Raw genomic sequence first — 21031 nt, forward strand, 5'->3', positions numbered from 1 at the left:
GGCGCCATCCGGTCCCATTGGTGATCCTTCAGGATCAGACGAACTTCGCTCATTCAAGTCCCCTTCTCGAAAGGAAGCCTTGAACCAGATTTTTCAGCCCATGGGAACCCAGAATGTCAACGCGCCCTAACCATTCGGCAATATTATTTCCGTTGGCCCGATGCGAATCGGTGGGCGGTTCGGCTTGAAAGCGCAACCGTTGCCCCCTTAGAATGCCGGCAGCCGTAAAACCCTTTGGCAACAAGGCCCGCCCGTGACCCACCGTCCCGCCGCCGCTTTGCTGATCGCCGCCGGTCTGGTCGCCGCGCTGTCCCTGTCCCCGGCCCCGGCCGCCGAGACGGGCGCGGCCCGTCAGGCGGTGGCGGCGGCCCGGCACGACCGCCTTGACGAGGCGCTGCGGCTGGCCCGCGCCGCCCATGACCCGGTGCTGGCCCGTCTGGTCACCTGGATCGATTACAGCTCGGGCGGCACCGATGCCGGCTTCGAGCAACTGTCCGCCTTCGTCGCCGCCAATCCCGACTGGCCGCTGCTGGGGCCGATCACCCGCCGGGCCGAGGCGGCGATCACCGCCGCGACGCCGCGCGCCAGGGTGATCGCCTGGTTCGACTCCCACCCGCCGCAGAGCGCCGATGGCGGCATGGCCTATGCCCGCGCCCTGCGCGCCGCCGGTCAGGCCGACAAGGCGGCCAGGGTCGCCCGCGACACCTGGGTCGAGCAGAGCTTCGGCCCGCAGCAGGAAACCCAGTTCCTCGCCGCGCTGGGCGATCTGCTGCGGCCGGAGGATCACTGGCGCCGGCTCGACCGGCTGCTGTGGGACCGCCAGGACGTCTCGGCGCGGCGGATGCTGCCCCGGGTCGAGCCCGGCGCCCGCGCGGTGGCCCAGGCCCGGCTCGGGCTTCAGGCCGACGAGGCGCCCGAGCCGCTGCTGGCGGCGGTGCCGGCCCATCTGCGCGACGATCCCGGCCTGATCTACGAGCGGGTGCGCTGGCGCCGCAGCCACGACCGCGACGAAGAGGCGATCGAGCTGCTGACCCACCCGGCCGGCAACAAGGTCCGCCCCGATCTGTGGTGGCAGGAGCGGGCGATCCTGGCCCGCCGCGCGTTGCAGAAGGGGTTGGTGTCGCGCGCCTACCAGACCGCCGCCGAGCACGGGCTGGAGGGCGGCACCCCCTATGTCGAGGCCGAGTTCCTCGCCGGCTGGATCGCCCTGCGCTTCCTCGACGACCGCGAGGTGGCGCTCGGCCATTTCCTGCGGCTGGAGGAACAGGCCAGCCACCCGATCGCCCGCGCCCGCGCCGCCTATTGGGCCGGGCGCGGCTGCGAGAGCCTCAACGACGGCCGCGCCCGCGAGTGGTTCGCCCGCGCCGCCCGCTATCCCACCACCTTCTACGGCCAACTGGCGGCGGCCCGCCTCGGCGAGCCGACCGGGGCGATGCCCGAGGATCCCCAGCCGAGCGAGGAGGATCTGGACCGCTTCCGCCAGCGCGACACCGTCCAGGCGGCGCGGATCCTGCTGTCACTCGACGAGGATGATCTGCTGCGGCCGTTCTTCCTCCGCCTCAACGACATCGTCCAGAGCCCGGGCGAGCGGGTGCTGGTGGCCCGGCTGGCCCGGCAGGCCGGCCGCGACGACCTCGCCTTGCTGGTGGCGCGCCGCTCCGACCGCGACGGCGTCACCCTGCTCGACGCCGGCTGGCCGCTGCCCAGCTTCACCGCCCAGGACGTCTCGGCCGAAAAGGCGCTGGTGCTGGCGCTGATCCGCCAGGAAAGCGGCTTCATGCCCGAGGTGGTGTCACGCGCCGGCGCGCGCGGCCTGATGCAGCTGTTGCCCGAAACCGCCGAGCGGGTGGCCCGGCGCGAGGATGTCGCCTACAGCCCGAAGCGGCTCGACGATCCCGCCGTCAACATCCGGCTCGGCTCGGCCTATCTCAAATCGCTGATCGACCGCTTCGACGGCTCCTACATGCTGGCGCTGGCCTCCTACAATGCCGGCCCCGGCCGGGTGCGGCGCTGGATCCAGGAAAACGGCGACCCGCGCGATCCCAACATCGACGTGGTGGACTGGATCGAGATGATTCCCTTCGGCGAGACCCGCAATTACGTTCAGCGGGTGATGGAAAGCGTCGCGGTTTACCGCGCCCGTCTCGGCCGCCCGGTCGAGGCCAGCCTTGAGGACGACCTGCGCCGGTGGAACCGCCGCGTGTCGCAGGCGACGCCATGACCCCCCCCGCCGCCGCCGCCAATCCCTTCTCCGGGGTGCGGGTGTGGGTGTTCGACGCCTTCGGCACCCTGCTCGATGTCGGCGATCTGGTCGCCGCCGCCCGCCCGCGCCTGGGCGACCGCGCCGGGGCGCTGGGCGAGCTGGTCCGGCGCAAGCAGCTCGAATATAGCTGGCTGCGCAGCCTGATGGGCCGCCACGCCGATTTCCTCCAGCTCACCGCCGACGCGCTCGATTACGCGCTGGAGGCGTTCGGCTGCGCCGACGATCCCGCCTTGCGCGCCGCCCTGCTCGAAGCGTGGCGTCATCCGCGCCCCTATCCCGACGCGGTGGCGCTGCTCGGCCGGCTGCGCGCCGCCGGCCGCGCCACCGCGATCCTGTCCAACGGCCCGCCCGCGATGCTGACCGGGGCGATCGCCAGCGCCGGGCTGGGCGACAGCCTCGACGCGGTGCTGTCGGTCGAAAGCGTCGGCCGCTACAAGCCCCATCCCGACGTCTACGCCCTGGCCCCGGCCCATTTCGGCCTCGCCCCCGCGGCGATCGGCTTCGTCTCCGGCAATGGCTGGGATGCCGCCGGCGCCGCCGCGTTCGGCTTCCGCGTCGCCTGGGTCAACCGCGCCGGCGCCCCGCGCGAACGCCTGCCGGCCGGCCCGGCCGCCACCGTCGCCAGCCTGGCCGAGATCGCCACGCTGGCCGGCGTATAATTCGCGGGCTCCCGCCCGCACCCGGCCGGGGCGATGCCCCGGACCCCCTTTGTTTTCGAAAAAAGGAGGGGTTCGGGGAGCTTGCTCCCCGAGCGGGTGCGGGCGGCAGCCCGCCAACAGGAGAGAGAGTTGAGATGAGTGAGACCGAGGCGCTGCGCGCCGAAAACGAGGCGCTGCGGCAGCGGATCGAGGAGCTGGAGATCGAACTGGCCGAGGCGCTGCACGAGGCCGACCTCGATGCCTGCCACGTCGCCGGCCTGACCGCGCAGATCAAGGCGCTGATCGCCGAGGGCGATGCCTGTCCCAACCGCGCCGCCCATCCGCTGCTGGCGCGCGAGACCTACACCCACGCCCAGACCGGCGAGACGGTGACCAAGACCCGGGCCTTCCCGCTCTACCGCGAGGCGTTCGACGCCGAGGCCGCCCGGCTGGGGATCGAGTCGCCCGAACAGTTCCGCGCCTGACCCATCGGGGCCAGACTTTCCACGGGGCCGCCCCGTGGCACCTTGAAAGGATCGAACCGTCATGCCTGCCTATCGTTCGCGCACTTCCACCCACGGCCGCAACATGTCGGGCGCCCGGGGCCTGTGGCGCGCCACCGGGATGACCGACGCCGATTTCGGCAAGCCGATCATCGCCGTCGCCAATTCCTTCACCCAGTTCGTCCCCGGCCATGTCCACCTTCAGGACCTCGGCCAGCTGGTGGCGCGCGAGATCGAGCAGGCCGGCGGCGTCGCCAAGGAATTCAACACCATCGCCATCGATGACGGCATCGCGATGGGCCATGGCGGCATGCTCTATTCGCTGCCCTCGCGCGACCTGATCGCCGATTCGGTCGAATACATGGTCAATGCCCACTGCGCCGACGCGCTGGTGTGCATCTCCAACTGCGACAAGATCACCCCCGGCATGCTGATGGCCGCGCTGCGGCTCGACATCCCGACCATCTTCGTCTCGGGCGGGCCGATGGAGGCCGGCAAGGTCAAGGTCGCGGGCCAGACCCACGCCGTCGATCTGATCGACGCGATGATCAAGGGCGCCGACAAGAACGTCTCCGACGACGTCGCGCTCGAATACGAACGCAATTCCTGTCCGACCTGCGGCTCCTGCTCGGGGATGTTCACCGCCAACTCGATGAACTGCCTGATGGAGGCGCTCGGCTTCGGCCTGCCCGGCAACGGCACCCTGATCGCCACCCACGCCGACCGCGCCGGCCTGTTCCGCGAGGCCGGCCGCCGCATCGTCGAGCTGGCCCGCCGCTGGTACGAACAGGACGACGTCACCGCCACCCCGCGCGGCATCGCCACCAAGGCGGCGTTCGAAAACGCCATGACGCTGGACATCGCGATGGGCGGCTCGACCAACACCGTGCTCCACCTGCTGGCCGCCGCGCGCGAGGCCGGGGTGGACTTCACCATGGCCGACATCGACCGCCTCAGCCGCCGCGTCCCCTGCCTGTGCAAGGTCGCTCCCAACGTCCATGACGTCCATGTCGAGGACGTGCACCGCGCCGGCGGCATCTTCGGCATCCTCGGCGAACTCGACCGCGCCGGCCTGATCGCCCGCGACTGCGCCACCATCCACGCCCCCAGCCTCGGCGCCGCGATCGAGCGCTGGGACGTCGCCCGCGCCAACGACCCGGCGGTGGCGACCTTCTACCGCGCCGCCCCGGCCGGCTTCCGCACCACCAAGGCGTTCGGCCAGGATCGCCGCTTCGCCGCGCTCGACACCGACCGCGCCAAGGGGGTGATCCGCTCGGCCGAGCACGCCTTCTCCAAGGATGGCGGCCTCGCCGTGCTGTTCGGCAACCTCGCCGAGGAAGGCTGCATCGTCAAGACCGCCGGCGTCGATGAAAAGGCCCTGGTCTTCGCCGGCCCGGCCGTCCTCTGCGACAGCCAGGAAGAGGCGGTCGACAAGATCCTCGGCGGCGTCGTCAATGCCGGCGACGTGGTGATCGTCCGCTACGAAGGCCCCAAGGGCGGCCCCGGCATGCAGGAGATGCTCTACCCGACCAGCTATCTCAAAAGCGTCGGCCTCGGCAAGGAATGCGCCCTGATCACCGACGGCCGCTTCTCCGGCGGCACCTCGGGCCTGTCGATCGGCCACGTCTCGCCCGAGGCGGCCGAAGGCGGCCTGATCGGGCTGGTCGAACCCGGCGACCGGATCGAGATCGACATCCCCGCCCGCCGCATCGTCCTGGTGGTGCCGGAAGACGAACTCGCCCGCCGCCGCGCCGCCCGGGGCCTCGCCCCCTGGTCGCCCGCCGGCCGCGACCGCGTCGTCTCGCCCGCGCTGCGCGCCTATGCCGCGATGACCACCAGCGCCGCCCGCGGCGCGGTGCGCGACGTCAGCCAGGTCGAACGCCGCGAAGGCTGACGGCCACCCGAACGGCGCCCGCCCCGGGGAGGGGGCGGGCGTCCGCCGGCATACCAAGGGGGGCGGGAATGTCGCTGCACTGGAACGAGATGATGAGCGTCGGCGTTCCCAGCCTCGACGCCGACCACCGCTTCCTGATCACCCTGATCAATCACCTCAACCGCGCCATCGGCGACGTCGAGGAATATCTCGCCGTCGCCAGCGTGCTGCGCGGAGTCGAGGATTACGCGGCGGTCCATTTTGCCCGCGAGGAACGGCTGATGCTGGCCTGCGGCTTCCCCCAGTTCGCCCGCCACCGCCAGACCCACCAGGGCTTCATCACCTCCCTCGCCGCGCTGCGCCACCGCTACGACCAGGACCGCGCCGGCGCCCGCGACAGCCTGGGCTTCCTCAATCGCTGGCTGATCGACCATATCTGTAGCTCGGACATGGGCTACCGCTCCTGGCTGGTGCTCCAGGACGCCGCCCTCGCCGCCGTCGGCCCCGAGCCGCTGTTCGCCCCGCCCGGCCCCGAGGCCGATTGGCGCCAACTCACCCTGCTGCTGGCCGAGGACAACCTCACCCTGCGCGAGATCCTGCTGACCTTCCTCCAGGGCGCCGGAGTCCGGGGCGATAGGGTGATGATGGTCGCCCACGCCGACGCCGCCCGCCGCGCCCTCGCCAGCGGCCGCGTGGACCTGATGCTGTGTGACGACGATTTCGAAGGCGGCGGCCTCGCCTTGATCGAACACAGCCGCCGCGCCGGCCTCGCTTTGCCGATGGTGCTGCTGACCACCGGCGGCCCCGACCGCCGCACCGCCGCCCGCGCCGTCGGCGCCGACGCGACCCTCGATAAGCCGGTCTCCGCCGCCGCCCTCGTCGCCACCCTCGCCGCGTTGACCGCCGGACTCTCGTTAAGAGGGTAGGGGAGGGGGTATAAAAGGGGAGAAAAACGCGGGCTCCGCCCGCCCCCGCCAGGAGCCAGCGGCTCCTGGACCTGCATCAATTGTCGGGCGCGGTTGGTGCCTTTCAGCTTGGGCGCTGGGGTCTTGTTCGCGCCCATCATGGTCAATCTGATCGGCTTTCCCTGCGTCCAAAAGTAGTCTGCTGAGGTCCTTGATGGTGCCCCTTGGGGATAGGTGGCGATTGCTATGCAACATTCTTGATGGTATCTTTATCAACATGGACTACGATCTTAAGCGATGTCGCTACCAGCCAAAGGCTAATATTGATGGCCGCCCTATAAAGCATAAATGGAAAAAGAACGAGCCTGGGTTTAGCTATGAGAAAGATAATCATCCCGAGGGGAATTGTCCAAGCACGATCAACACCAACATTGCGGAAAAAATTTTGCGCGATGGTATCCCCTATTCGCCGCAGGGTTGGCTGAAATCCCATCCGAAATGGGTGTTCAACATCTATCAGGGCGCCGTGTATAAAGCTGTCGAAACCGTGCCTGGGGAGTCGTATCATGGCTTTCCGTGCCCGGGGCCTAGAACACACCAAAGGAAGCCTGATATGCCCAAGCTCATAAAAGAAAAGCTTCTTGAGCGGGCTCAGGAGCGCGGTTGCTTGTCCGAGATCGAGGCTTGGTTCAAGGATCATCCGTAATGTATACGGCAACCTTCGACCTAAGCATCCAGTGGAGAAATACCGCCCCCGAGGGAACCGCTTTTGAGGCGACGGAAGGTTATGCGAGTCTGAGGCTTGGCGATAAAGAAGTATGGGCCGACGTTCATTGGCATTGGGTTGATCTACTTGCGTTTCTGGCGGAGAACTGGGTGTTCCTGAAAATGGAGCAAACCTATCCGGTTGGCTTGAGACCGAAGATGCCTCATCTGTTGAGGTGTGAGGCGGAGACGCGCTGGAAATTGGGGGAAAAAAGCGGAACAATCCTCGAAACTCAGGTCGAGGCTGAGGAAGAAAATGTATTTGCCTTTGAATATCGACATGACCTTGCCTGCGCCCTAGAAGGAAAATGGGTTCCATCGGTCTTTGTGTTGCGTGAAGGAAATCATATGATGATTTCCGGAGACGGGATTCTGATTCGTGAAAAATATTTATCTGTAATTTCTCTTTTGAATGACCTTGGTGACAAAATCGCCGAAAGGTTGAGGCAGATTGATGACGAACTAGCACGACTTCGGCTGGCGGAATGGGAACAAAGGGAAAAGCGCCCCTTCTCTCTGGAACTTGCCAGCTTGGTGACTGGGGCGTCGGTTGATTTCCTTGATGAAATCTTTAGCAATATAAACGCGGGCGTTAATCTTAACGACAACAGTCCAGAAATCCAAGATACGGTATTCATGGCCGTTGCACGGATGGCATATGGCGCCTCTCTATCAACTGTTAGTGCAACCACAATCTTGTCCATTGTCGCCAAAACCCCAAAATGTCGATCGCAGAACCTCCGTTGCTTGCAAGCAGAGGCCATGAACAAGCTGGATAATTTGTCGAGCAAGCTATCCGCTGCTGAAGAAGGCCGATTGTTGGCAGAGTGGGCGCGTGAACGGATTCTGCTATCGCAGCAGGAAAAAAAACATCCTGACCCGAAGGCTCTTTTTGACCGGTGGCAGGTGCCCGTACACAATATAGGGCTGTCTCACGATGGTGTGGACGCAATGCTCTGCTGGGGTGGCGAGCATGGACCCGTCGTTATCATAAATACGGGAAGTACACGCAATCGAAAATCAAGCGGACAGCGGGCAGCTCTGGCTCACGAGTTATGCCATTTGCTTTTTGACCTAGAAAATTCCCTCCCATTCGCCGAAGTCATTTCCGGATACAGCGACGACTGGGTGGAAAAACGGGCGAGAGCGTTTGCTGCCGAATTTCTTTTTCCGCGCCGGATCTGTGAGCGATATTTTAAAAATAATTCCGTCGCGTTTTTTATTGAAAAAATGTCGTCTGATTTCGATGTCAGCACTGAGGTTGTCGCATGGCAACTTTTTAGGTCTAATATCGGAAATACACTGTCAACTGAACAGAAGCGTGACATTAAAGGTTTTGTTTCGAATCCAGATGTTCTTGAATAGATTCTTTATTCTGATTGTTGCGAGCGATCGCCGCGCAGTCATCGCAGTCAGTGTTCTCTTTTCCAGGATCAACTCAGAAACCCGCCTTCCGCTTCCGCCCCAACCCTGCCATAGAAACGGAAGCCCATTGAGAGCCACGCAATCAATGATGCCTTGATATTACCAGCCCTCTCCCGACCCGCCAGCGCCCAAGCTGAGAGGCGCCGGCCACACCCGACAAACCGAAGCAGGTCCAGGAGCCGCTGGCTCCTGGCGGGGGCGGGCGGAGCCCGCGTTTTGTTCGGGACCTTTGAAACCCTTTCTCTTTCGGCTGGCGTGGGGGCGGGGGGGCTCCTATCCTTGGGGGCATCATGACCACTCCCTCGCTGACTCTCTGCGCCGACGATTACGGCCTGGCCCCCGGGGTGGGGCGGGCGATTCGGGCGTTGATCGGGGCTGGGCGGCTTCAGGCCACCGGCTGCATGACCTCGGGGCCGTACTGGGCGGCCGAGGCTGACCTTCTGAAACCCCTGGCCGGGCAGGCCGATCTGGGGCTGCATCTGACGCTGACCGACCATACGCCGCTGGGGGCGTTGCCGCGTCTGGCGCCGGAGGGGCGGTTTCCGGCGTTGGGGCGGCTGATGGGGCTGGCGCTGGCGCGGCGGCTGGACCGGGTTGAGATCGCGGCCGAGTTGGAGCGTCAGGTGGACGCCTTCGAGGCGGCGCTGGGGCGCAAGCCGGATTTCCTCGACGGCCATCATCACGTCCACCAATTGCCGATCGTGCGCGACGTTGTCCTCGACCTCGCGGCGCGGCGGCTGGGGCCGGGGGGGTGGGTGCGCTCCTGCTGGGAGAGTCCGGCGGCCATTCTAGGCCGGGGGGTGGATCCGGTGCGGGCGGGGGTGATCAGTTTGCTCGGGATCGGGCTGCGGCGGCGGCTGGCGGCGGCGGGGATTGCGCATAATCGCTCGTTCCGGGGCGTTTATGATCTCACCGGGCGGGTGCCGTATCGGCTGCTGTTCGAGCGGTTTACCGCCGCGCCGGGGCCGGCGACGCTGGTGATGTGCCATCCCGGCGAGGTCGATGACGAACTGCGCGCCTGCGAGCGGCTGACCGACCAGCGCGCGGTCGAGTATGCCTTCCTGGCCGGGGCGGAGATGGCGGACTCGCTGGCGGCGCGGGGGCTGGTGCCCGGGCGGCTGCCTCGGTGATGGGTTCGGTCGGGGTGGCGCCCCGGCTGGCGCTGTATTACGTCGCGCTGTTCTGCGTGATCGGGCTGCAACTGCCCTATTGGCCGTTATGGCTGGCGGCGCGCGGGCTGGGGCCGGTCGAGATCGCCTGGCTGATCGCGGTGCCGTCGCTGGTGCGGGTGTTCGCCACGCCGCTGGTGGGGGTATGGGTCGATCGGCGCGGCGACCGGCGGCGGCCGATGCTGCTGCTGGCCGGGGCGGCGGCGCTGGCCGGGCTGGCCTTTCCCGCCGCGTTCGGCTTCTGGCCGATTCTGGTCGCCACCGTGCTGCTGTTCGTGCCGCTGTACGGGCTGATGCCGGTGGGGGATTCGCTGGCGATGACCCTGGTCGCCCGCCACCGGCTCGATTACGGCCGGGTGCGGCTGTGGGGGTCGCTGTCCTTCATCGCGGTGGCCAGCCTGCTGGGCGGGCTGCTGGCGTGGCGGCCGCCGACCGATCTGCCCTGGATTCAATTCGGGCTGCTGCTGATGGTGGTGGCGAGCTGCCTGTTCCTGCCCGATGCCCGGGTGGCGGGGCGGGAAAGCGTGGCGCCGGCCCCGCTCGGGCCGCTGCTGCGTTCGCCGCTGTTCGGGCTGTTCCTGGCGGTGGCCGCGCTCAGCCAGGCCGCCCACGCCGTCTATTACGCCTTCGGCACCCTGCATTGGCGGGCGGCGGGGGTGGACGATGCCACCATCGGCCTGCTGTGGTCGGAAGGGGTGGTGGCCGAGATCCTGTTGTTCGCCTTCAGCAACCGGGCGGTGGCCCGGTTCGGCCCGGCCGGGCTGCTGCTGCTGGGCGGGCTGGGCGGAATGGTGCGCTGGCTGACGCTGGGGCTGACCACCGATCCGCTGTGGCTGGCGCTGGTGCAGGGACTGCATGCGGCGACCTTCGGCTGTACCCACCTCGGGGCGATGCATTTCCTGCAACGGGCGGTGCCGCCGGCCCTGGCGGTGCGGGCGCAGGGGATCTATGCGGCGGTGGCGGTCGGGCTGGTGCCGGGGCTGGCGACCATCGCGGTCGGGCCGCTCTACCAGCATTGGGGCGGCGCGGCGTTTCTGGCGATGGCGGCGCTGTCGGCCGGGGCGGCGCTGCTGGGCGGACCGCTGGTCCGGCGCTGGCGGCGGGCGGGCGCCGGGCCCTTAATGGGCAAAATTTAACGTTTTCTCATTAAAAATCGTTCTATGATTCCCATATATGAGGTTGTTTTTAACTGAAAACGGGGAGGGGCCGGTGTCGTTCTTGCAGCCCAAGTCCAATGCGGCCGAAGCGATCGTCGCGGCGCTGGAAAAATCGCTGGCGGTGATCGAGTTCCAGCCCGACGGCACCGTGATCCGCGCCAACGACAACTTTCTCAAGGCCCTGGGCTATCGCCTCGACGAGATCGTCGGCCAGAACCACGCGATCTTCGTCGAGCCGTCCTACCGCGCCAGCGACGAATACCGCCGGTTCTGGGAGCGGCTGCGGGCCGGCGAATTCCAGCGCGGCGAGTTCAAGCGGATCGGCCAGGGCGGGCGCGAGGTGTGGATCGAGGCCAGCTACAACCCGGTGCTCGACCGGCGCGGGCAGGTGGTCAAGGTGGTCAAGTACGCCAGCGACGTCACCACCGCCAAGAATGAATATGCCGACCTGCTCGGCAAGGTCACCGCGATCAGCCGGGTGCAGGCGGTGGTCGAGTTCAATCTCGACGGTACGGTGATCACCGCCAACGACAATTTCCTCAAGTTGCTGGGCTACCGGCTCGACGAGATCCGGGGCCGGCCGCATGCCACCTTCGTCGATCCGGCCGAGCATGACGGCGCCGAGTACCGCCGGTTCTGGGAGCGGCTGCGGGCCGGCGAGTTCCAGCAGGGCCAGTTCAAGCGGATCGGCCAGGGCGGCAAGGTGGTGTGGATCGAGGCCAGCTACAACCCGATCTTCGACCTCAACGGCAAGCTGATCAAGGTGGTCAAGTTCGCCACCGACATCACCCGCCAGATCGGCCTGCTGACCGACCTCAAGCGGCTGATCGACGTCAATTTCGCCGAGATCGACGGCGCGATCGACCAGAGCAAGGCCCAGGCGGGCGAGGCCGGGCAGGCGGCGGGGCGGACCTCGGCCAATGTCCAGACCATCGCCTCCAGCGCCGAGGAACTGGCCGCCTCGGTGCGCGAGATCGCCGCCAGCATGGCCAAGTCGCAGGGCGCCACCGACGGCGCGGTCGATCAGGTCAGCTCGGCCGGCGAGGCGACCCGGCGGCTGTCCGACGCGGCGGCGGCGATGGGCGGCATCGTCGGCCTGATCCAGACCATCGCCGGCCAGATCAACCTGCTCGCCCTCAACGCCACCATCGAAAGCGCCCGGGCCGGTGAGGCCGGCAAGGGCTTCGCCGTCGTCGCCAACGAGGTCAAGAACCTCGCCAACCAGGCCGCCCGCGCCACCGAGCAGATCTCCGGCGAGATCGAAGGGGTTCAGGGCATCGCCAACGAGGTGGTCGGCGCCCTCGGCCGCATCGGCGAGTCGATCGGGCAGGTGCGCGACCATGTCGCCAGCACCGCCGCCGCGGTCGAGCAGCAAAGCGCGGTGACCCGCGACATGTCCTCGACCATGCAGCAGGCCTCGCTGGAGGTCGATGCGATCAGCGGCAATATCGGCGCCATCGCCGAGGCGGTGGCCCAGGCCGGCACGCTGTTCGCCAAGACCAAGGAAGCCGCCCAGGTGCTGGCGCGCTGACCGGATGCCGAGGGGCGGAGCCTCTCGGCGTCAGCCCGCCCGGCGCCGCGACAGGTGGTGGGCGCCGGCCAGCAGCCCGAGCCACAGCGGCAGCAGCAGCACCGCCGTTGCCATCCCGGGGGTGAGGGCCAGCACCACCAGCACCCCGGCCATGAAGGCGAGGCAGAGGTAATTGGTCAGCGGCGCCGCCGGGCTGGGAAAGGCCGGGCGGGTGCCGGCCCGGCCCATCGCGGCGCGGAACTTGAGGTGGGTCAGGCTGATCATCCCCCAGTTCAGCACCAGCGCTGCCACCACCAGCAGCATCAGCAGCTCGAACGCCCGCCCCGGCAGCAGGTAATTGACCAGCACGCACAGTCCGGTGGCGGTGGCCGACACCGCCAGCGCCGCCACCGGCACGCCGCGCCGGTTGACCCGGGCCAGCCGGCGCGGCGCCTGCCCCTGCGCCGCCAGCCCGAGCAGGGTGCGGCTGTTGCAGTAGACGCAGCTGTTGTAGACCGACAGCGCGGCGGTCAGCACGATGACGTTGAGGGCGGTGGCGACCCAGTTCTGATCAAGCGAGTGGAAGATCATCACGAACGGGCTGCCGCCCTGCTGGACCTCGGTCCAGGGATAGAGCGACAGCAGCACCGCCAGCGCGCCGACATAGAACAGCAGGATGCGGTAGATCACCTGATTGGTGGCGCGGGGAATCGCGGTGGCGGGATCGGCCGCCTCGGCGGCGGTGATGCCGACCAGTTCGAGACCGCCGAACGAGAACATGATCGCCGCCATCGCCATCACCAGCCCGGTGGCGCCGTGGGGAAAGAACCCGCCGCGCGCCCACAGGTTGCTGACCGTCACCTGCGGCCCGCCGCCGCCGCTCAGCAGCAGCCACAGCCCGAAGCCGATCATCGCCACGATCGCGGCGACCTTGATCAGGGCGAACCAGAATTCCATCTCGCCGAACAGCCGGACATGCAGCAGGTTGATGGCGTTGATCAGGACGAAGAAGGCCAGCGCCGAGGCCCAGGACGGGATCTCCGGCCACCAATACTGGACATAGAGCCCGACCGCCGACAGCTCGGCCATCGCCACCAGCACGTACAGCGCCCAGTAATTCCAGCCGGCGACGAAGGCGGGGAATTCGCCCCAGTGGCGGCGGGCGAACTGGGCGAACGAGCCGGCGCCGGGATCCTCGACCACCATCTCGCCCAACTGGCGCATGATCAGGAAGGCGATCACCCCGGCCAGGGCATAGCCGAGCAGGGCGGACGGGCCGGCGAGGCGGATGGTCTGGGCCACGCCGAGGAACAGCCCGGTGCCGATCGCCCCGCCCAGCGCGATCAGCTGGATGTGGCGGTTGCGCAGGCTGCGGCTGAGGGGGGGATGCGGCTGGTCGATCTCGTGGGTCCTCCGCCGGCAGGTCCCGGGGCCGGCCCGGCGGCAGTATAATCGGGCCGGCGGACTCAGGCCAGGGCGGCGACGGCGGCGCGGGTGGCGACGGTCAGCGGCTCGGGCAGCGCGTCGAGGCCGAACCAGCCGAAGCCCTGGTGCTTGTCGGGCTCGACCAGCCGGGGCTCGCCCTCCCAGCTGTCGGCGCGATAGACCGGCGCGACCCAGTGCTCGCCGCCGGCCGGGTCGATCTGATCGACCACGCAGAGCAGCGAAAGCGGCCCGAGCCGCAGCCCCAGTTCCTCCGCGATCTCGCGCGCCACCGCCGCCGCCACCGGCTCCAGCCAATCGACCTTGCCGCCGGGCAGGCCCCAGCATCCGGCCTCGGGCGGGCGGCGGCGCTGGATCAGCAGGATCTGGCCGTCGTGGAGGATCGCGGCGCCGCAGCCCAGGCGCGGCTGGTTGGTGGTGGTCATCCTGTCTCTCCCGATGAAGGCGCCGCCGCGGCCAGGGTGAACTCGACCAGCACCGGCTGGTCCGGCCCGCGCTTGAACAGCTTCGGCGGCGGCGCGCCGTCGCAATCGCGGGGACGCCATTCGCGGCAGGCGGCGACGGTCAGCCCGGCGGCGGCGGCGGCGTTGAGGTGATCGGCGAAACGGTGGGCGAAGGTCGGCATCCGCACCACCACCGCGCCGTCACGGAAATGAGCCTGGACATCGCCCTGGGCCAGAAAGGGATGGATCTCGATCACCACGACCCGCCCGCCCGGCCGCAGCAGCCGGCGGGCCTCGGCCAGCGGCGCGGCGAGGTCGCCGACATGCTCCAGCGCCAGACAGAACAGCACCAGATCGGCGATCCCCCCGGCCAGCGGCGCCGGCTGGGTGATGTCGTGGCGGAACAGCAGCAGACCCGCCCCGCGCGCCCGCGCCCGCGCCAGCATCCCCGCCGACAGGTCGCAGCCGATCAGCCGCGCCGCGCCGGCCTGCCCCAGCCGGGCCAGATTGCGCCCGGTGCCGCAGCCGAACTCGACCACCGTCGCCCCGGCGACGGTTTCGGCCCAGCGCTCGATCACCCGCCCGGCCGCGAACAGCAGCGGGTTGTCATAGACGTCATACCCCGGCGCCCAGCGGTCATAGGCCGCCGCGAGCGGAAGAAACAGGGTCTGTTCGGACTCGGAGTTTGGTCGGACCATGGCGCGCTCCCCGGCGAGAACCCGTCTCGCCCGCGGGGCAAGTAGTTGTGCGGCCGGACCGTTCAGCTCCGCCAGAGCCCGGACTTGATAACAGCCCCTCCCGGGTCTGGTCAACCTTCCAGGGAAAAACGCGGGCTCCGCCCGCACCCGCCAAGGGCCGCAAGGCCCTTGGAACCCATTGATTTTTCATGGTTCATCCCGGATGGGCCGGCGCTCCTTCCCGTCAGGCGCGGGCTTGGTCCACGCCTGACGGGATGTCGCTTGGCGCCTCGCCCCGAACTGGTGCGGAAATGGCCGGGTCAAGCCCGGCCATCCATGCCCCCGCATGGGGGCGACGTCGCGCGCCTTGATCGCGGTGGCTTGGCCGTCGTTTCAATCCACGCCCCCGTGTGGGGGCGACCTCGCCGCCGTCCGCGCCCTTGACGATGGTGGTCGTTTCAATCCACGCCCCCGTGTGGGGGCGACAGGCCGCGCGGCTCGTTGACGCCGTTGCCCAGCACGTTTCAATCCACGCCCCCGTGTGGGGGCGACGTCATCAGCGCCGTGACCCCGTCGCGCAGGTCGCGGTTTCAATCCACGCCCCCGTGTGGGGGCGACGCCTTGACGGCGGACCCAGCGACCAACTGTTTGAAGTTTCAATCCACGCCCCCGTGTGGGGGCGACCATCTACCCCCGTAACACCACCAATGGGACGGGAGTTTCAATCCACGCCCCCGTGTGGGGGCGACCTCGCGGGGAGCGGATGCCTGTTTATTTCCAGCGTTTCAATCCACGCCCCCGTGTGGGGGCGACGCGACCTTGCGGTAGATCCGGATCAGCCACGCGCTGTTTCAATCCACGCCCCCGTGTGGGGGCGACGGGAATTATCTTCACTGCACCCTCCAAAGAGCGATTGTTTCAATCCACGCCCCCGTGTGGGGGCGACCCATTCGCCCGTGCCGCCATCGGCGACGGACTGGTTTCAATCCACGCCCCCGTGTGGGGGCGACGAAATTTTATGCCGGCCTCGCCCGGGGCCTGATCGTTTCAATCCACGCCCCCGTGTGGGGGCGACGGCCTTGGCCTACTGCTTAGCGCGCATAGCGCCGCAGTTTCAATCCACGCCCCCGTGTGGGGGCGACCCGAAACGCTGGTTGCGGTCAAGACGGGTGTGGACGTTTCAATCCACGCCCCCGTGTGGGGGCGACCCCCGAACTCAGCGGCAAGGCGATATGCCTGCCCCTGTTTCAATCCACGCCCCCGTGTGGGGGCGACGGGCGTGATCCAGCCAGGCGCGGTCGAGGGGGCGGAGTTTCAATCCACGCCCCCGTGTGGGGGCGACGCATCGCCTGCCAGGTCGCTTGGCCGTAGGTGTTGTTTCAATCCACGCCCCCGTGTGGGGGCGACGACGACCTGCGCCGGGCGCGGCTGGCGAGCATCCGTTTCAATCCACGCCCCCGTGTGGGGGCGACGAAGATCTCGGATGGGAGCCTGAAGCCTTCGATGTTTCAATCCACGCCCCCGTGTGGGGGCGACGTGACGATATGTCAGCCGTCGTCCCGGCTGTGAGGTTTCAATCCACGCCCCCGTGTGGGGGCGACCCGACAGTTAGAAAGGACATGATGAGATGAGCGGAGTTTCAATCCACGCCCCCGTGTGGGGGCGACCTTCGGCGGTGAGCCATACCTGCCCGGGATCGACGTTTCAATCCACGCCCCCGTGTGGGGGCGACGCCAAAATGTGGGTGTAGACGGTCAGCAGGTCGCCGGTTTCAATCCACGCCCCCGTGTGGGGGCGACTACGAGCCGGGGCTGAATGGCGGCATCCGTCTGTGGGTTTCAATCCACGCCCCCGTGTGGGGGCGACGGTGGGTCGGTGTCGGACGGCGACCGGCCATGGCGGTTTCAATCCACGCCCCCGTGTGGGGGCGACCACGTCCATTTGCCCTGCGCCCAGGCCTCGAAGCAGTTTCAATCCACGCCCCCGTGTGGGGGCGACTCCTGCCACCGCTTGGCGTACTTCCCTCCAACCGAGTTTCAATCCACGCCCCCGTGTGGGGGCGACACGTGCGCCAGACGCTCACACCGCAGCAGGCGATCGTTTCAATCCACGCCCCCGTGTGGGGGCGACTCCTCCTGAAATAACAGATTGGGCTCATTGCGAAAATCGTTGCATTGGCGCGAACCTGCGGGACGAGGAGGGGCCATCCTTGGCGACGGGCCGGGGTGGGGGTCACAATGATTCACGATATCAAAGAGCTAGCCCTGGTGCGAACCGGCCGGGGAGTCGCGACACGCTTGGGGATCGCACCGAGCGATTGAGGCGATGGTGCCAGTTCGCGCCGGGGAGAGGGGCGTGCGGACACCCGGGCAGCGTCGCGATGATGGTATCGAAAAAATGAGGGGTTTGGGGAGCTTTGCTCCCCAAGCGGGGTGGCGGGGCGGCAGCCCTGCCCAACACAACGCGGCGCCCGACGAGAAACTACCGCACCCGGTCGAGGCTGGCGCGGGCGGCCTGGGTGACGGTTGGCGGCAGGGGGATGTAGCCGAGGGCGGCGGCGGTGGTCTGTCCCTCGCCGAGGCCGAAGGCGACGAAGGCGCGCAGGGCGGCGGCGCGGGTGGGATCGTCATAGCCGGCCCGCAGCAGCAGCCAGGAATAGGTGACGATCGGGTAGGCCTGGGCCCCGGTGGGGGCATCGAGCGGGGCAATGGGGTCGGCGCCGCCGGCCAGGGCGGCGGTACCGGCGGCGCGGCTGGGGCGGACGAAGGCCCCGGCGGCGTTTTGCAGCGCGGCCATCGGCAGGCCGAGTCGTTCGGCGAAGCCGTATTCGACATAGCCGATCGACCAGTCGCTGATGCGCAGGCGGGCGGAGACGGCTTCGTTGCCGCGTGCCTTCATCACCGCGCCGGGCCAGGCGATGGTCTTGCCGGTGCCGAGACGGGCCTCGCGCCAGAGCGGACTGGCGGCGGCGAGGGCGCGGGTGAAGGCGGCGGTGGTGCCGCTGGCCTCCTGGCGCACCACCACCGCGATCGAGCGGTGGGGCAGTTTGAGGCCGGGATTGGCGGCGACCAGCGCCGGATCGTCCCAGAAGCGGATCCGCCCGGCGAAGATGCCGGCGGTGGCGTCGGCCGGCAGGCGCAGGTCCCCTTGGAGGCCGGGCAGGTTGTAGGCCACCACCACCATCCCGGCGGTGGCGGGGACCAGCACCAGCCCGTGGCCGGCGCGGGCGGCCTCCGGCGGGCTGGGCGGCTGGTCGCTGGCGCCGAAATCGACCGCGTCGGCGAGGAAGCGGGCGAGGCCCTCGCCGCTGCCGACGCTGGCATAGGACACCGTCACCCCGGGATGGTGGGCCTGGAAATCCTCGGCCAGCCGCAGGTAGAGCGGGGCGGGGAAGCTGGCTCCCGCCCCGGTCAGCGCCAGGGTCTCGGCCCGCGCCGGGGCGGCGAGGGCGCAGGCCAGGGCCAGCAGGCCGAGGCCGGGCAGCGGAAACCAGCGCATCGCCGCCTCCCCTGGCTCAGCTGAACTCGCCGCGAATGTATTCCTTGGTCAGCTTCTCGCGCGGATCGTGGAAGATCTGGCGGGTCTCGCCGACCTCGACCAGATAGCCGGTGCGGCCGCCCTGCGAGATATCGACCGAGAAGAACGCTGTGATGTCGGCGACGCGGGTGGCCTGCTGCATGTTATGGGTCACCATCGCGATGGTGTAATCCTGCTTCAGCTCCAGCATCAGCTCCTCGATCCGGCGGGTGGCGATCGGGTCGAGCGCCGAGCAGGGCTCGTCCATCAGCAGCACCGACGGCTCGGTGGCGACGGCGCGGGCGATGCACAGGCGCTGTTGCTGGCCGCCCGACAGCGACAGGCCGCTGGCCTTCAGCTTGTCCTTGACCTCGTCCCACAGCGCGGCGCGGCGCAGCGCCAGTTCGACCTTTTCGTCAAGGTCGCCCTTGAAGCGGTTGAGCCGCAGGCCGAAGGCGACGTTGTCGTAGATGCTCATCGAGAACGGGTTGGGCTGCTGGAACACCATGCCGATGTAGCGCCGCACCACCACCGGGTTGACCTTGGGGTGATAGATGTCGCTGCCGAGGAAGTGGACGTTGCCGGCCAGCGAGAAGCCCCGCACCATGTCGTTCATGCGGTTGAGGCTGCGCAGCACCGTGCTCTTGCCACAGCCGGACGGGCCGATGAAGCCGGTGATCTTGCCCTTCTCGATCTGGATCGCGCTGTCGCGCACCGCCAGGAACGAGCCGTAATGGATCTGGTCGATCCGGACGTCGATGGCGACCGGATTGGCGCCGGGGGTGACGGTGTCGGCGCCCGGGGTGATGTTCTGTTCGATCGCGGCCATGTCGCGCGCTCCCTTGCTAGACCTTCGGGCGCCCGATCAGGCGCGAGGTGATGTTGAACAGCAGGACGATCAGCACCAGCACCAGCGAGGCGGCCCAGGCCAGCTCGATCTGGTTGTCGAACGGCATGCTGGAGAAGTTGTAGATCAGGATCGACAGCGAGGCGGTCGGCTCACCCAGGCTGGTCAGCCAGTAATTGCTGAACAGGGCGGTGAACAGCAGCGGGGCGGATTCGCCGGCGACGCGGGCCACCGCCAGCATCACCCCGGTCAGGATCCCGGGCAGGGCGGTCGGCAGCACCACCTGCCAGATCATCTGGCTGTGGGTGCAGCCCATCCCCAGCGCGGCGTCCTTCATCTTGCGCGGCACCATCGCCATCGCCTCGGCGGCGGTCAGGATCACGGTGGGCAGCATCAGCACCGCCAGCGCGAGGCCGCCGGCCAGCGCGGAATAGCGCCCCATCGTCAGCACCACCGCGGCGTAGACGAACACCCCGGCCAGGATCGAGGGGAAGCCGGTCAGCACCTTGGCGACGAAGCGGGTGGTGCCGGCCAGCCGGCTGTCGGGGCCGATCTCGGCCAGATAGACCGCCGCCAGGATCCCGAGCGGGATGCTGACCACCGAGGCCAGCGCCACCATCACCAGGGTGCCGAGGATGGCGTTGCCGAAGCCGCCGCCCAGCTCGAACCCGGCCGGGGGCAGCTCGGTGAACAATTCGAGCCCGAGCCGGGCGCCGCCGGTGCCGATCAGCATCACCAGCACCGAGATCAGCGGCACGGCGGCGGCCAGCGCCACCACCCAGGTCAGGCCGGACAGCAGCAGGTTCTTGATCTCGCGCGGCTCGGTCAGCGAGCGGTGCAGCCGGGGCGGCGCGGCCCGGTCGGCGGCGAGGGAGGTGTCGATCGCGGTCATGATTTCCCCGAAATCCGGCGTTGGGTGAGGGCCAGCAGCAGGTTGCCGGCGATGTTGACCAGCAGCGTGATCGCCAGCAGCACCAGGGCGGCGTACATCAGGGCGCCGACCTCGACCTCGCCCGCCTCGGGGAAGTGCGAGGCCAGCAGCGAGGCCAGGGTGTCGCCCGGCGAGAACAGGCTGAGGCTGATCTGGTTGGAATTGCCGATCAGCATGGCGAGCGCCATCGTCTCGCCCAGGGCGCGGCCGAAGCCCAGCACCAGGGCGGAGAAGATCCCGCCGGCGGCGGTCGGCAGCAGCACCTTGAGGATCGCCTCCCACTTGGTGGCGCCCATCCCGTAGGCGGCCTCCTTGGTGCGGTAGGGGATCGATTGCAGCGCGTCCTGGGAAATCGCGGTGATGGTCGGCAGCACCATGATCGCCAGCACGATGGTGGCGGGCAGCAGGCCGGGACCGCTCAGCGTGGTGCCGAAGAACGGCAGCCAGCCCAGCTCGGCATTGAGCCAGTCGGCCAGCGGACGGATGGTCGGGATCACCACGAAGATGCCCCACAGGCCGAACACCACGCTGGGGATCGCGGCCAGCATCTCGATCACGGTGCGGAACAGCACGGCGAGGCGCGGCGGCAGGAAATCCTGGGTCAGGAAGATCGCCACCGTCAGCCCGAAGAAGCCGGCCACGCCCAGCGCCAGCAGCGAGGAATACAGCGTGCCCCAGATCTCGGGCAGGATGCCGAACGAGCGGTTCGACACGTCCCAGGCCGAATCGGTCAGGAAGGCGAAGTGGTGCTCGCCGATCGCCGGCAGCGCCTTGACCCCGATTTTCCACAGGATGTAGGCCAGCAGCAGGATCAGGGCGGCGGCGGCGACCAGCGCGAGGGAGCGGAAGGCGCGGTCGGCCAGATGGTCGAACGCCGAGGGCGGCCGGGTGAGGGCGCCTTCCGGCAAGGCGGCGGAGAACGGCTCGGATGACATGGGGTGGCCTTTGTCCCGGGAGCGGGGAAGG

General features: G+C 68.3%; 17 protein-coding genes and 1 CRISPR repeat array. Of the genes, 10 read left to right on the plus strand and 7 right to left on the minus strand.

All coding sequences use genetic code 11. The annotated features are described in order from the left end of the window. Positions 1-253 precede the first annotated feature (253 nt). The 10 genes from ACFSNB_RS06705 to ACFSNB_RS06750 all read left to right on the plus strand — a co-directional run bounded on the left by ACFSNB_RS06705 (position 254) and on the right by ACFSNB_RS06750 (position 12229). Entirely contained in the window at positions 254-2221 is a 1968-nt protein-coding gene (locus ACFSNB_RS06705; RefSeq protein WP_377315268.1) for a lytic transglycosylase domain-containing protein, read from the plus strand. Next, positions 2218-2922: a haloacid dehalogenase type II gene (locus ACFSNB_RS06710; RefSeq protein ID WP_377315269.1), complete on the plus strand. Its 705-nt coding sequence runs from the start codon at positions 2218-2220 to the stop codon at positions 2920-2922. Before ACFSNB_RS06705 ends, ACFSNB_RS06710 begins: the two co-directional genes overlap by 4 nt. A 134-nt stretch (positions 2923-3056) precedes the next feature. Then, positions 3057-3386 carry a hypothetical protein gene (locus tag ACFSNB_RS06715; RefSeq protein WP_377315270.1) on the plus strand — a complete coding sequence of 110 codons (330 nt, stop codon included), beginning with the start codon at positions 3057-3059 and terminating at the stop codon, positions 3384-3386. Between the two features lie 61 nt (positions 3387-3447). After that, positions 3448-5298, plus strand: coding sequence for a dihydroxy-acid dehydratase (gene ilvD / locus ACFSNB_RS06720; protein ID WP_377315271.1), 1851 nt, complete (start codon positions 3448-3450; stop codon positions 5296-5298). A gap of 68 nt (positions 5299-5366) precedes the next feature. Beyond that, positions 5367-6203, plus strand: a complete 837-nt coding sequence (locus ACFSNB_RS06725; RefSeq protein ID WP_377315272.1) for a bacteriohemerythrin — start codon at positions 5367-5369, stop codon at positions 6201-6203. Positions 6204-6459: 256 nt separating this feature from the next. Beyond that, complete coding sequence (locus ACFSNB_RS06730; RefSeq protein WP_377315273.1) at positions 6460-6888, plus strand: hypothetical protein; 429 nt, start codon at positions 6460-6462, stop codon at positions 6886-6888. Next, complete coding sequence (locus tag ACFSNB_RS06735; protein WP_377315274.1) at positions 6888-8312, plus strand: ImmA/IrrE family metallo-endopeptidase; 1425 nt, start codon at positions 6888-6890, stop codon at positions 8310-8312. Before ACFSNB_RS06730 ends, ACFSNB_RS06735 begins: the two co-directional genes overlap by 1 nt. A gap of 350 nt (positions 8313-8662) precedes the next feature. Beyond that, the gene (locus ACFSNB_RS06740; protein WP_377315275.1) at positions 8663-9502 is read left to right on the plus strand and encodes a ChbG/HpnK family deacetylase; all 840 of its coding nucleotides are present in this window, start codon (positions 8663-8665) and stop codon (positions 9500-9502) included. Beyond that, on the plus strand, positions 9502-10677 hold the full coding sequence (locus ACFSNB_RS06745; RefSeq protein WP_377315372.1) for an MFS transporter: 1176 nt from the start codon (positions 9502-9504) through the stop codon (positions 10675-10677). Before ACFSNB_RS06740 ends, ACFSNB_RS06745 begins: the two co-directional genes overlap by 1 nt. Before the next feature lie 73 nt (positions 10678-10750). Beyond that, positions 10751-12229, plus strand: coding sequence for a methyl-accepting chemotaxis protein (locus ACFSNB_RS06750; RefSeq protein WP_377315276.1), 1479 nt, complete (start codon positions 10751-10753; stop codon positions 12227-12229). 30 nt (positions 12230-12259) lie between these two features. On the opposite strand, the gene ACFSNB_RS06755 is transcribed toward ACFSNB_RS06750, so the two are convergent. From ACFSNB_RS06755 to pstC, 7 genes are all read right to left on the minus strand, one after another. After that, the gene (locus ACFSNB_RS06755) at positions 12260-13747 is read right to left on the minus strand and encodes an amino acid permease (RefSeq protein WP_377315374.1); all 1488 of its coding nucleotides are present in this window, start codon (positions 13745-13747) and stop codon (positions 12260-12262) included. Next, complete coding sequence (locus ACFSNB_RS06760) at positions 13675-14076, minus strand: NUDIX hydrolase (protein WP_377315277.1); 402 nt, start codon at positions 14074-14076, stop codon at positions 13675-13677. Before ACFSNB_RS06760 ends, ACFSNB_RS06755 begins: the two co-directional genes overlap by 73 nt. After that, positions 14073-14792, minus strand: coding sequence for a class I SAM-dependent methyltransferase (locus ACFSNB_RS06765; RefSeq protein WP_377315278.1), 720 nt, complete (start codon positions 14790-14792; stop codon positions 14073-14075). Before ACFSNB_RS06765 ends, ACFSNB_RS06760 begins: the two co-directional genes overlap by 4 nt. A gap of 369 nt (positions 14793-15161) precedes the next feature. Next, positions 15162-16901: direct repeats of the CRISPR family, unit length 31 nt; unit sequence GTTTCAATCCACGCCCCCGTGTGGGGGCGAC. Positions 16902-17252: 351 nt separating this feature from the next. Further along, positions 17253-18269, minus strand: coding sequence for a phosphate ABC transporter substrate-binding protein PstS (gene pstS, locus ACFSNB_RS06770; protein WP_377315279.1), 1017 nt, complete (start codon positions 18267-18269; stop codon positions 17253-17255). A gap of 16 nt (positions 18270-18285) precedes the next feature. Continuing rightward, complete coding sequence (pstB, locus tag ACFSNB_RS06775; protein WP_377315280.1) at positions 18286-19116, minus strand: phosphate ABC transporter ATP-binding protein PstB; 831 nt, start codon at positions 19114-19116, stop codon at positions 18286-18288. 16 nt (positions 19117-19132) lie between these two features. After that, positions 19133-20026 carry a phosphate ABC transporter permease PstA gene (gene pstA, locus ACFSNB_RS06780; protein ID WP_377315281.1) on the minus strand — a complete coding sequence of 298 codons (894 nt, stop codon included), beginning with the start codon at positions 20024-20026 and terminating at the stop codon, positions 19133-19135. Then, positions 20023-21000, minus strand: a complete 978-nt coding sequence (gene pstC, locus ACFSNB_RS06785; protein WP_377315282.1) for a phosphate ABC transporter permease subunit PstC — start codon at positions 20998-21000, stop codon at positions 20023-20025. The genes pstA and pstC overlap by 4 nt, the downstream gene beginning before the upstream one ends. Between the last annotated feature and the right edge of the window lie 31 nt (positions 21001-21031).

The sequence above is a fragment of the Phaeospirillum tilakii genome, from assembly GCF_042683125.1.
GTDB classification, from domain to species: domain Bacteria; phylum Pseudomonadota; class Alphaproteobacteria; order Rhodospirillales; family Magnetospirillaceae; genus Phaeospirillum; species Phaeospirillum tilakii.

Coding starts and splice junctions, on each gene's coding strand:
- ACFSNB_RS06710 (WP_377315269.1), top strand. CDS start 2,218: ATGACCCCCCCCGCCGCCGCCGCCAATCCCTTCTCCGGGGTGCGGGTG.
- ACFSNB_RS06715 (WP_377315270.1), top strand. CDS start 3,057: ATGAGTGAGACCGAGGCGCTGCGCGCCGAAAACGAGGCGCTGCGGCAG.
- ilvD (WP_377315271.1), top strand. CDS start 3,448: ATGCCTGCCTATCGTTCGCGCACTTCCACCCACGGCCGCAACATGTCG.
- ACFSNB_RS06725 (WP_377315272.1), top strand. CDS start 5,367: ATGTCGCTGCACTGGAACGAGATGATGAGCGTCGGCGTTCCCAGCCTC.
- ACFSNB_RS06730 (WP_377315273.1), top strand. CDS start 6,460: ATGGACTACGATCTTAAGCGATGTCGCTACCAGCCAAAGGCTAATATT.
- ACFSNB_RS06735 (WP_377315274.1), top strand. CDS start 6,888: ATGTATACGGCAACCTTCGACCTAAGCATCCAGTGGAGAAATACCGCC.
- ACFSNB_RS06740 (WP_377315275.1), top strand. CDS start 8,663: ATGACCACTCCCTCGCTGACTCTCTGCGCCGACGATTACGGCCTGGCC.
- ACFSNB_RS06745 (WP_377315372.1), top strand. CDS start 9,502: ATGGGTTCGGTCGGGGTGGCGCCCCGGCTGGCGCTGTATTACGTCGCG.
- ACFSNB_RS06760 (WP_377315277.1), bottom strand. CDS start 14,076: ATGACCACCACCAACCAGCCGCGCCTGGGCTGCGGCGCCGCGATCCTC.
- ACFSNB_RS06765 (WP_377315278.1), bottom strand. CDS start 14,792: ATGGTCCGACCAAACTCCGAGTCCGAACAGACCCTGTTTCTTCCGCTC.
- pstS (WP_377315279.1), bottom strand. CDS start 18,269: ATGCGCTGGTTTCCGCTGCCCGGCCTCGGCCTGCTGGCCCTGGCCTGC.
- pstB (WP_377315280.1), bottom strand. CDS start 19,116: ATGGCCGCGATCGAACAGAACATCACCCCGGGCGCCGACACCGTCACC.
- pstA (WP_377315281.1), bottom strand. CDS start 20,026: ATGACCGCGATCGACACCTCCCTCGCCGCCGACCGGGCCGCGCCGCCC.
- pstC (WP_377315282.1), bottom strand. CDS start 21,000: ATGTCATCCGAGCCGTTCTCCGCCGCCTTGCCGGAAGGCGCCCTCACC.